The 11,686-nt window shown below is 52.6% G+C and carries 10 protein-coding genes; 4 read left to right on the forward strand and 6 right to left on the reverse strand.

What is annotated here, in order from left to right:
* Positions 1-15: 15 nt before the first annotated feature.
* The gene (locus tag WDY75_RS28915) at positions 16-759 is read right to left on the reverse strand and encodes a hypothetical protein (RefSeq protein WP_036636443.1); all 744 of its coding nucleotides are present in this window, start codon (positions 757-759) and stop codon (positions 16-18) included.
* Positions 760-1,213: 454 nt separating this feature from the next.
* Complete coding sequence (locus tag WDY75_RS28920; protein ID WP_006207723.1) at positions 1,214-2,056, reverse strand: MurR/RpiR family transcriptional regulator; 843 nt, start codon at positions 2,054-2,056, stop codon at positions 1,214-1,216.
* Positions 2,057-2,255: 199 nt separating this feature from the next.
* Between WDY75_RS28920 and WDY75_RS28925 the strand changes: the two genes are divergently transcribed.
* From WDY75_RS28925 to WDY75_RS28940, 4 genes are read left to right on the forward strand one after another with little or no spacing between them, the layout of a single operon-like run.
* A complete protein-coding gene (locus WDY75_RS28925) occupies positions 2,256-3,146 on the forward strand; it encodes a hypothetical protein (RefSeq protein WP_036636440.1) in 891 nt (296 codons plus the stop codon).
* The gene (locus WDY75_RS28930) at positions 3,139-5,280 is read left to right on the forward strand and encodes an ABC transporter ATP-binding protein (protein WP_063478360.1); all 2,142 of its coding nucleotides are present in this window, start codon (positions 3,139-3,141) and stop codon (positions 5,278-5,280) included. The genes WDY75_RS28925 and WDY75_RS28930 overlap by 8 nt, the downstream gene beginning before the upstream one ends.
* On the forward strand, positions 5,255-6,064 hold the full coding sequence (locus tag WDY75_RS28935; protein WP_036636435.1) for an energy-coupling factor transporter transmembrane protein EcfT: 810 nt from the start codon (positions 5,255-5,257) through the stop codon (positions 6,062-6,064). Before WDY75_RS28930 ends, WDY75_RS28935 begins: the two co-directional genes overlap by 26 nt.
* A 33-nt stretch (positions 6,065-6,097) precedes the next feature.
* Positions 6,098-6,874, forward strand: a complete 777-nt coding sequence (locus tag WDY75_RS28940) for a PHP domain-containing protein (RefSeq protein ID WP_006207719.1) — start codon at positions 6,098-6,100, stop codon at positions 6,872-6,874.
* Between the two features lie 1,166 nt (positions 6,875-8,040).
* Here WDY75_RS28940 and pstB read toward each other — a convergent pair.
* The 4 genes from pstB to WDY75_RS28960 all read right to left on the reverse strand — a co-directional run bounded on the left by pstB (position 8,041) and on the right by WDY75_RS28960 (position 11,679).
* Entirely contained in the window at positions 8,041-8,796 is a 756-nt protein-coding gene (pstB, locus tag WDY75_RS28945) for a phosphate ABC transporter ATP-binding protein PstB (RefSeq protein ID WP_063478359.1), read from the reverse strand.
* 54 nt (positions 8,797-8,850) lie between these two features.
* Positions 8,851-9,759: a phosphate ABC transporter permease PstA gene (pstA, locus tag WDY75_RS28950; RefSeq protein WP_063478358.1), complete on the reverse strand. Its 909-nt coding sequence runs from the start codon at positions 9,757-9,759 to the stop codon at positions 8,851-8,853.
* Positions 9,756-10,718 carry a phosphate ABC transporter permease subunit PstC gene (pstC, locus tag WDY75_RS28955; protein ID WP_006207717.1) on the reverse strand — a complete coding sequence of 321 codons (963 nt, stop codon included), beginning with the start codon at positions 10,716-10,718 and terminating at the stop codon, positions 9,756-9,758. The genes pstA and pstC overlap by 4 nt, the downstream gene beginning before the upstream one ends.
* Positions 10,719-10,824: 106 nt before the next feature.
* A complete protein-coding gene (locus WDY75_RS28960) occupies positions 10,825-11,679 on the reverse strand; it encodes a phosphate ABC transporter substrate-binding protein (RefSeq protein WP_006207716.1) in 855 nt (284 codons plus the stop codon).
* Between the last annotated feature and the right edge of the window lie 7 nt (positions 11,680-11,686).

Consider the following 11,686-nt stretch of genomic DNA (forward strand, 5'->3'; position numbering starts at 1 on the left):
ACTCATCTCCCTCTCTTATTGCTTGTATAATTTGGTTTGCTTGATCAACGCATCGATTTCCTTCATGCACGGCATATCTTCAACATCCCGGTAATCGGAACTGCCCAGTAATGAGATTTCCAGCAGCAGCTTATCCAGCTTCAGCATAATTTCCTCGTTGGCATCCAGATAACCGGCAACGTATGCCAGGTACTCCTGGTACAGTTCCGTTTTCTTCTGAGCGACCTTGCTGGATAGCCGGGCTGATTTCTGCGGATTGGACATATTCGTGAAATCGGAAGCGGTGAAGGCACCAAGCTTGTTAAGAATCCCTCTGATATTGAGATAGAAGAGTTTCTCCACCTCGTCAATGACCGCCATGAATTTCTTGTAGCTGAGCTCCGTCGGTTCAAAGCGTTCACCCAGAACGCTTAGCAGCGCGCTTCTCTTTTTCTCGATTCGTTCCAATTGGTCCAGGGCAAGGTCAATGTCGTTCTTCAGCACTTTCACATGGCGGTAATGGTGAAGGGAGTTTATGTAATCCTCGCGGGTTTGAATCGTTTTGATCGGCTTCACAGCCGGAGACTTGAATAACAAGGCATAACTGCCATAGAACAATAGAAGAGCGCTGACAACCCATACCGTAACAACCGATGCCGTCTCGAAGGCGCTGTCGCCGCCGATGTGGAATCCCAGCAAGCCGGGCGAAACAAGCACAACATTCACCATGGCGATAACCGCCATAAGCAGGAGCAGCTTCACAGGTTTCGAGCCATTCAAGAAATTAACACCTCCCCTACTCCTAAAGAGCGATAACTGGTTCTTCCCTATAACAGCCTCTCAAATATCCATAAATCCATAGACAACTGAAGGATATAACACATACTACGTCTTCATTCGAAGTTAGATGCATTTTCCTCACGGGATGGGCCTGGCGATTTACAATTCATGATTCATGGCATACTTATCGGATTTGCGCCTGACCCTGATAATACCCATATTATCGTCCTTGCCTGGAAATTCGTGAGTGATCCTAAAAGAAACTGCCGTACTAACAGGGGATTCAAAGATGAGGTAAGTCAGATCATAGAGGTAGCGTAACTATATCAAAATTACATAAATAATCCAATGGTTCTGCGTCAAAAGACACAAAAAAAGTCTTCCAGGCCATCCCATCCCTGAAAGACTTTTGTTTCTTATAAATAGCTTAAGCTCCGATCAGCGGGCAGCAGCCTTACGCCTTCCCACGCGGGAGTTTATCCGCATACCTTGTCCGCAGTTTCCCCAAATCATCCAGCTTCTTGAGCACCTGCTCCTTGTTCAGCATGCCAATGCTCAAGATCAACTGCTCCACGAGCAGCAGCGGCGTCACCATGGAATGAAATTCTCCCATATCCCCCCGACTGACAAAAAACGAGAGCTGAGCCGGTGTTCCATACCGGAAATCCTCCCGGTCGGTGATCATGATGGCTGCATTTCGAACACGACTCACACAGTCCAGGATGACCTCCGTTTCCGGCAGCATTCGGGTGAAGCTGAAGATGAGCACGACATCGTCCTGTTCCAAATGCGCGAGCGATTCCAGCAGCTCATGGCCGCTTCCGGCCATAAGCCGAATGGACATGCCGAACCGGGACAGGCGATACGATAACAGCTCCCCGAGCGATAAGGACGGTCCCGGCGCATACACATACACACGTCTGGCCGAAGCCATCAGCCTGGCCGCCTGCTCCAGATCATCCGGATCCGTCTTCTTCGATGTCTCTTGAAGATGGTGCACGGCCTGCTCCAGCATCTTTACCGGCAAGCTGGATGCATCCATCTCGGATATCGTTTTTTCCAGCTTCACAGCCGGTGTCTTGTCCGAGGTCTCCCGAAGCTTCAGCTTAAACGCCTTGGCATTCTCGTACCCGACAGCACGCCAGAACCGGGATACGGTTGCAATGCTGGTACCCAGCCGGTCCGCGATTTCCTGCTCCGTCATGAACAGCATCTCCTCGGGATAGCGTTCGATGAAATCGGCGATTTTGAGCTGACTCGGCGAGAATCCGGATTTATCGGAAAATAGGTTCTTCAATTGCGCTGCACTCCTTCTACAGTGGGAATCTTGGGCGTCTTCTTACCAGTCCATCATACGCCGTGATTGTTATGTAAGTTTTATTTCATGATTATATTTATGTAAAAAATATTACACTGCGTTGACATACTACTCCGTTCATTTTAATAATCGCCTCCTATACTAATAGCAAATCCCATTTCCAAGGAGGCTTTTCTTAATGGCAAGCAATTCACGGGTGTACACCCTCACATCTTCCCAGAAAATGATGATCTTTGTTCTGTCCATGTCCCTGTACGGACTATCCAACATGTTCACGGAACTCATCCCGTCATTCCGATTAGGTCCTGTCGAGCTTTCCGTTGAGTATTTCGCTTTTATCCCCCTCACCCTTTGCATGCTGTTTCATCCTTTTTATGCAGCTGTAGGAGCGGCGCTTGGCGAGGTCATCTTCGGTGAACTGATGCTGGGTCAATTCGGTGGATTGGGCGAGCTGGAGAAATTCCTTACCTTCTCCTTCGCCATGTACGTTGCCGGACGCATGGTGAAGGATCCTCTTAACCGGACGCAAGTAGGCGTTGCTGCCATGACCGGCGTTATCATCCATCAGTTGTGCAGCTCATTGGTGGATATCGGCAAGGTATGGATCGGCGTCGAAGAATTTGAAGCCGTTCCCGGCCTTGCGCAGAGCGTGGTTCTGGTTGAAGGCGTCGGCTTCCTGAATGATGTGCTGTTCTCCGGCATTCTGTTTGCCCTGCTGCCTACATTATATCTGGTTCCCCGATTGTATGGAAAAATCGAGCCGCTGCTTGGCATCAAGCCCCGGCAGAAGCTGACCCAGTATGAAGCGGCCGGCATCATCTCGCCGAAACTGGTTATCCTCGGGATCGTGCTTGCGCTCGTTGCCTTCGGAGCCGAATCCCTCTCCGAGACGGACTGGAACTTCGGGGAATGGGACAGCGGCTTTGCAGATCGGTTCGGTGTCGGCGCCATCTGGATCAGTATCGCAGCAGCTGCGATTATCGCCTTGGCCGTGCTGGTGTTCATGCGGGTCCGCAGAAACCGCAGTATGAAAGAAGAACATGCAGCGGAGAAACTGCCTTATGTCTAAACAAGTTCCCCATCCTAATGCCCCGGCTGTAAACATAACCGATGTAACGTTTGTCTATCCCGGCTCCGAGCAGCCGGTGCTGAATGGAGCTTCCCTTACGATTGGCCGGGGCAGCTTCACGGCGATCATCGGCGGGAATGGCTGCGGCAAATCAACGCTATGCAAGCTGTTCAACGGCCTGATCCCCCATTATTATTCAGGGGATTTCACGGGAACCGTTGAAATATGCGGGCTATCCGCCGAGAAGCATACCGTCTCGGAGCTGTCCCGTATGGTGGGTTATGTATATCAGGATTTTGATAACCAGCTGGTCCGACCGACCGTGCTGGATGAAGCGGTATTCGCTCCGCTGAATTATGGTCTGGCCGAATATCGGGAGATGGGTTCCCGCGCCCTTGAGCTGTGCGGACTGACACATCTGAAAGACCGCTACATATGGGAGCTGAGCGGCGGTCAGAAGCATCTGCTCGCCTTGGCGGGAGCGCTCTCGCTGGAGCCGGATATTCTTGTCGTTGATGAGCCGGTATCCCAGCTCGACCCCCAGCATGCCAGGCAAGTATATGATGTGCTGCGCCAGCTGAACCGCGTACACGGGAAGACCATCATTGTAATTGAACATCATACAGAGTTTATTGCCGACTACTGCGAGGAAGTCTGCCTAATGGAGCAGGGAACCGTAAGATGGCAGCGGCCCGTAGCAGAGGCGCTGAACAGCCTTGAGGACCTGGAGCGGCTGGGTATCCAGCCCCCAGAGGTTACCAAGGCGGCCGTCCAGCTGGCGGTCATGCTGAATCGTAGCGACATGGCTGCAGACCGTCCGCTTGGAGCACAGCCGATGCCGACCGGCTCCGAATCCGGATCCCGCGCTGCCGGACTCGCTGAATCTCCGATCAAGCAGCCTTATCCGATTACCGCGGAAGCCGCCGAGATCTACTTCCGCGATCTTCTAACTCGGCAGGATGATCATTCACAGATGAATCGCAAACCACCCGCTCCGGGAGCGAATGATGATGCCCTCTTTACCGGCTTACACACGAAGCGACGAATTCCTGAACCGCTGATGCAGGAAGAGGAGTTAGAGAGGCATCGGCGGCCAAGCACGGCTGTGCAGGAAGAGGTGGCAGGGCCGCTCTGGAAGCACAGCACGGCTGGGCGGGAAGACGTGGCAGAGCCGTTCCGGAAGCACAGCACGGCTGGGCGGGAAGACGTGGCAGGGCCGTTCCGAAAGCACAGCACGGCTGGGCGGGAAGACGTGGCAGGGCCGTTCCGGAAGCACAGCACGGTTGTGCAGTTGAATCAGGCCGCACTAAGGTACCGCACGATCCGCAAAGCAGATCATGAAGTGCTGCGAGGCATCGATTTGAGCTTGCACGAAGGCGAACGGATCGCTCTTGTAGGCAACAATGGTGCAGGCAAATCGTCCCTTCTGAAGCTGATCGCCGGAATCGCCAAGCCTTCAAGCGGCTCTGTGGAAATTATGGGACAAAGCACAGCGTTATCGTCGATGGAACAGATCTCCTCAAAGGTGGCTTATGTCTTTCAGAATCCGGAGGATATGTTCATTGAGGATAGCGTGTATAAGGAAGTTGCCTACGGCTTGACGAGCCGCCACTACCCGGAAGCGGAAGACAGGGCCAATCGAATGCTGGCCCACTTCCGCCTCGAGCCCTTCAGGGAACGAGATGCCCGGCTTCTCAGTGGAGGGCAGCAGCGGCGTGTATCGCTGGCGATAGGCTCGGCGATGATGCCTCATCTTATTCTGCTGGATGAGCCTACCGCCAATCTGGATTTAGCCACCCGTGAAGAGCTGCTGGGCACGCTGAAGGAGCTGGAGCAGCAGGTCCGTACGGTCATCATCGCCACGCATGACATGCAGTTGGTCCACCAATGGGCAACCCGAGTGATTGTGCTGCATCATGGCATGGTCGCTGGGGATGGCTCGGCTTCCGACATTTTTGCTGATCCTGCCTTAATCCATCGAGCCGGGCTAGCGCCTACCCAGATGATGGATTTATCCGCAAGGCTCGGCATCAACCCGCCGTACAGCTCTCCCACTGGGTTGGCACAGCATGTATACGCGATGATGACAGAACAGGAGGGAAGACACGATGCAGCTCGTCCGCAGCTGGTTTAACAAAATTACCATCGAACGCATTCAGCTTGAGCTGATGAATACCGCCTATGGGAGCGGTCATGCCACGCTATCTCGGCTCGATCCGCGCGGGATGCTGATCTGGTATCTGTTTTTTGCCATCGCGCCATGGTTTATCTCCAGTATGACCGTGCTGGCCGGATTGTTTCTCATGATGGTGGTCACCACGATCCTGTCGCGGGTAACGCCGTTTATTATTTTAGTCCTCTGTCTGGGCTTGATCGGGCAAGTCGGCTGGCTGTTTATCCTGTCTCTCTTTTTTGGCGGGGACATCAGCTCGGCCTTGCCGCTGCTGAAGCTGACGCTCAAGCTATCGGTCGTGTCGCTGGCCAGCATCACGGTTTTCTCCGGAATGGATCCTGAAAAAATCAGCGACGGTCTGTTGGCGCTCGGCATGCCGGCCGCTTTCTCGTTCAGTCTGTCTTACGGCTACCGGATTCTGCCGGTACTGTTCGAGGAGTTCCGCCATGTGCTGCTCTCCTACCGACTGCGGGGTAAAGCGCCGGATCAACCCGGCTTTCTCTACTGGCGGCTCGGCGTCTATTATTTGAAGCTGCTGGTGCTATCCTTCTTCCCATTAATGCTGGCCACGGCCAAGCGTTCCCGCACGACGGTGGAAGCGCTGGAAACCCGCGGTTTTTCTTATGGCATGAAGAATCCGGCAGCGAAGAAGCTGAAGCTGTCCCATCTGAAACTAACGTCGCAGGATATGCTCTTCCTATCCGGTACCGCCGGATATACGGCTCTACTGTTCTGGGTCGGCTAACTCTAATACAGATTTTATAAGGAGTGTTTGAATATGAAGATTGATCTGCACACCCATGCCAAATTGTCCAAGGCATCAGACTTCTCACAGACCTACTATGAAGAGATGGTCCGCGAAGCCATGGATAACGGGCTGCATGCACTCGCGCTCACCGAGCATTTTAACACACGCAACTTCGACGAGGTGTACCAGCAGCTGGACCGGATGTTTCCTTACAATGGCGAGTATTATGATGCAGGCGGTTTAAAAATATTCCCCGGCATGGAAGTCGACATTCGGGAGACCGGCCACATTCTGCTCATCGGACGGAAGGAGTTCATTCTGGAAACCCGCCGCCAGTTGAACGATTATACGGAGAAGGGTGCTTTTATTCCCTTTGATGATCTGATGGATCTGGCCGAAGCCCTGCCACTGCTCAAAATCGGAGCCCATCCGTTCCGGGAGAGCACGCCACTCCATCATTTGGACCACAGCCAGCTCCAGCGTCTGGATGCCTTTGATCTCAATGCCAAGGACATGTACCAATACGGCTGTGAGGCCAATCAGGATCAGGTCCAGCGTTTTGCCGCCAAACTCGGCAAGCCGGTGACGGCGGGCAGCGATACCCATCAATGCCTGCAATATGGAAGTGTCTACAACGAGCTGGATATGCCCTGTGAAACTGTTGCCGAGCTGAAGCACGCGATTCTTCAGGGTGCTTACCGGCTTCATGTCTCGGATAGCCTCCCTCTTCAGGTCAAGGCGTCCGTCATGCTGAAAAAGCTGATGAAACAAATCATCCGACTCGAGACAGCTCCAGGCATCGTATAAGGTCACGGAATACGTTGTCAGCCCAGAGGCGGCTGGGTCATAAAAATGACTCGGCCGTCTCTTGGCTGTCTAGTCCCTTAAGTATAAGTAGAAGGGGAATCTGCGGTGAGGAAGGGGAAAAACCTAAGATAATCCATCGAATCTGTGGCTATTGAGCGCAAGAGTGGATAGCAAATCTTGTGACTAATCAATGAATCTGTAACTAACTATTGAACACCAACGTGGGGCAATCTATGCCCATTCAACGAGTCTGTGACTATTGAAAGCCGAGAGTGGAAAGTAAATGTTATGACTAACCAAATGAATCTGTAACAATTGAGCGCCAACGTGGAGCAAATCTATGCTGTTCAACGAGTCTGTGACTATTGAAAGCCAAGAGTGGAAAGTAAAAGTTATGACTAACCAAATGAATCTGTAACTTTTGAGCACCAATCTGGAGAAAATCTATGCGTATCAACGAGTCTGTGGCTATTGAGCGCCAAGAGTGGATAGCAAATCTTGTGACTAATCAATGAATCCGTAACTAACTATTGAATACCAACGTGGGGCAAAACTATGCCCATTCAACGAGTCTGTGACTATTGAACACCAATGTGGAAAGCAGGAGTTGCTATGGCGCTTGAGCTCTACCAAACATGGTAACTAGAACTTCTCTTGACGGATGCCCGTCTATGCGGCTTACGGACCCTGAGTACGCTATTACCGCAAAAATAGTACTTTTCAAATTATAACGGACCGTAGGGACCTTATTTTGCCTTTAATTGCGGTTACGCACGGTTTTTTTGCTAAATAACGGCTGTGGTGTCCGATAAACCACGAAATTATGCGGATGATTGATAATAGCGTACCCTCGGTCCGTTAGATCCGGCCATTGCCAAGCAAACAGGCAGGTGGTGGGTATGTGTGTGTGTGTTACTCACCAAGCGAGCTGAGGAAAGGTGAATGCGGTGACACCATCAGGCGAGTCAAGGATGGTGCACGCACGTTGCCATCATCAAGCAAGCCGAGAATTGGCAAGTCCGATGATATCATCAGGCGAGCCAACGATAGCCGCACGCGGTAACAACACGCGTGCCGAGGATTCGTGCGCACGCAGCATCCCCTAACAGAAACAAGGGGGTGTCCCGCCAGATCCAAGATCTGCTGGGACACCCCCTTTTGATGCATCAGCCGAACCGACCGCTGATGTAATCCTGTGTACGCGAGTCAACGGGATTGGCGAACAGCTGCCGGGTAGCGTCGTGCTCGATAACCTCGCCGTTCAGGAAGAACACCGTCTGCTGCGATACGCGCGCCGCCTGCTGCATATTGTGCGTAACCATGACGATGGTATAGCGATCCTTCAGCTCATGGGTCAACTCCTCGATCTTGAAGGTCGAGATGGGGTCCAGCGCCGAGGTCGCTTCATCCATCAGCAGAATATCGGGCTCTACCGCGAGCGCCCGGGCAATACAGAGCCGCTGCTGCTGTCCTCCCGACAAACTGAGCGCAGGACGCCTCAAGTCGTCCTTCACCTCATCCCACAGCACGGCAGAACGAAGGCTTTGTTCAACGAGTTCGTCCAGCTTCTTCTTGCCGCGAATTCCGTGCTGCTTGGGTCCAAAAGAGACATTATCGTAGATCGATTTCGGGAACGGGTTCGGCTGCTGGAATACCATTCCGATTTTTTTGCGGAGGGATTCCACATGCACCTCCCCGGAATAAATATCGATTCCGCCAATGGCTACCCTGCCTTCAACCCGTGCACCCGGAATCCGGTCATTCATCCGATTAAGGGTCCGCAGCAGCGTGGACTTGCCGCACCCGGACGGTCCGATAAAGGCGGTAATCGCACGCTCCGGAATCTGAACCGAAACATCCTTAAGGGCATGGAACTCGCCATAATACAAGTTCAGTTTGTTCATTTCAATGAAAGGCTGCATGACATGTCCTCCCGGTGTTGTTTTTGACGTGTTATCCAGATCGGCTTGACCCCATCAGGCTTTATTTTTACGTTCATTCAGCCACAGCGGCACACGGAATACGATATTAATGAGCAATGCAACAATGATCAGCACCGCCGTGGTCTTCTGGGCAATCTCCTGGGCATCCGGCACAATGGCCTCGGATTGGACATACCACAGATGTACGGCAAGGGTTCCACCCGGCGATAATAGATTGAAATCCCACATTTCCCCGGAGGTGGATACCCCGGCGGTCAAAATAATGACGGCACTCTCGCCGAACGCCCGGCCTGCTGTCAGGCAGATGCCCGTCATGATACCGTTCATAGCCACCGGCAGCAGCACACGGCGGATCGTCTGCAGATGGGTGGAGCCGAGCGCAAAGGACGCATTGCGAAGCTCAACCGGAACCGCCCGGATCGATTCTTCGGTCACTCTTGTAAGTACGGGCAGATTCAGGAAAGCTAAACTAATAGCCGCACCTAGAATCGTAAGACCGATCTCGAAGAATTCCACGAACAGCGCAATGCCAAACAATCCGAAGATGATCGACGGAACGGATGACAGTCCCTCCACGCATATGCGGACCACCTCAATCAGTTTATTGTTCGGGGCAAATTCCGCCAAATAAATACCGGCTGCTATGCCGATCGGGATGGAGACAATGAGGGAGATGATGAGCACATAGAATGAGTTAAACAGTGCCGGTCCGATGCCGCCGCCCTCTTCAATCTCGCTTGGCAGCCCGTACAGGAAGTTCCAGCTCAGCTGTGGCAGCCCTTTTTCAAGCAGCAGAAACAATAACCCGACAATAAATAAAATCACGATGATGCCGGTACCCCATACGAGTCCCGTAAACAGTCGATCCAGAAGGACGGAGGCCCCTCTGCGTTTGCCAAAGGAATAGGCCAGAGTAGAATGAGCCGGCTTCTTCACACTCATGAGTAGCGCCCCCCTTTTTTCTGAAGTATTCTAACCGCTACGATCATCAGCAGCGAGATGGCGAGCAGAATGAAACCCATCATGTACAAGCCATAATTCCAGGTGGAATCAAATTCCACGCTTGAAATCTGCATGACGATGTTACTTGTCAGCACGGCTGTCGGGGTAAACAGGCTGTTTGGCAGCTGGGCCGTGTTGCCGATGACCATGACTACGGCCATGGTTTCGCCGATCGCACGGGCCATGCCCAGAATTACGGCATACATGATGCCGCTTCTGGCCGCTGGCAGCACGACCCGGAACACGGTCTGAAACCGGTTCGCACCAAGCGCGTAAGCCGCGTCGCGATATTTATTGGGCACGGCAGAGATGGCGTCGTCACTGATCCGGCTGATCGTTGGAAGCACCATGATCGTCAGAACGATGGAAGCCGCAAGCAGACCGTCAGCCAGATCATGTCCGCTGAGGTTGCGAAGCCAAGGAATGAGCAGGGTTAATCCCAAAAAACCGTACACCACCGAAGGAATTCCTACGAGCAGATCCAGCACGGGGCGCAGCAGATTGCGAAGCCACTTCGGCGTCATTTCGGCCAGGAATACAGCGATGATGACAGAAATCGGAATCGATATCAGCATTGTCAGGCTGGTTAGCGCCAGCGTTCCGAGAATAAAGGTAAGCGCTCCATAGTGCTCATTCTCCGGGTCCCAATTGGTGGAGAAGAAAAATTCCGTCAGCGAGACGTTCGAGAAGGTCAGGACGCCTGTACGGAGCATAAGGACCAATATGCATAACAGGACCAGGCATACAAACAGGGCGCTGCCGATACAGATCATGCGAAAAAGTTGGTTGGACCAGCGAAGACGCGCCTTCCGGTCAAACTTGGAGCCGGAAGTCTTGCCAAAGCTTTGACCCAGCTCGGCCGGGGCCTTGCTGTTCGTGGACGGGTTCATATCGATCATGTGGGGCTCTTCCTTTCACATAGAGAAGCCAGCTTGGCGTCCGTGCGCTGAAGCTGGCTAACCCTTTCCTTATGGAATACGCGTATGACGAATGCTCAAAGCGCGCTTATTTAACGGCGGAAAGCGGAATGAATTTCAGCTTTTTGAGGGAACCGTTCTGGAACTTGCTGCTTTGGATGTATTCGATGAAAGCTTTCGTTGCTCCAGTCGGCTGGCCTTTGGTCATGTAATAGCCGATGCCCCACACTTTGTAGCTTCCGTTAAGCACGTTTTTCTCTGTTGGCGCCACACCGTTGATCGACAATGCCTTCATCTTGCTGGTGACGTAAGGAAGGTCGATATAACCGATGGCATTCGGCGTTGTCTCAATCGTGGTTTTCATATCGCCACTGGAGCCAACCTCTTTGTAGTTATCGCCTTTGTTCATAAACTCTTTGCCATCCAGCGCTTTTTGCTGGAAGTTAACGCGGGTACCGGAACCGAACTTACGGTTAACGACTACGATTTTGGCATCCGAGCCGCCAACTTCCTTCCAGTTTGTCACTTTGCCGGAGAAGATGTCCTGAAGCTGCTTGGTCGTCAGGCTGTTTACGCCCACATTCGGATTCGCAACGGCTGTGAACACCGTTACCGCAACGGGGTTTGCTACCAAGCCATCGAATTTATTAAATCCAGGGACGTTCTTGGATGCGTCCCAATCCACTGCGCCGATGTCGGCAATGCCTTTACGTACCGATTGAGGACCCGTGATCGAGCCTGCTGCGGAAGCCGAGATTTTCACTTTCGGATTCTCTTTCTTGAATTCACTCGCGGCTTGAAGCGTAAGCGGCAGCAATGCGGAGGAACCGTTGATGACAATATTGCCTTTCAGGTTGCTTTTGGCTTCTACAGCAGACGAAGCGCCGCCGATCAGAGACACGGCCACCATCACCGCTGTCAGGGATTTCATCCATTTTTTCATGTTATAT

The organism is Paenibacillus glucanolyticus (assembly GCF_037333485.1).
GTDB lineage: Bacteria > Bacillota > Bacilli > Paenibacillales > Paenibacillaceae > Paenibacillus_AQ > Paenibacillus_AQ glucanolyticus.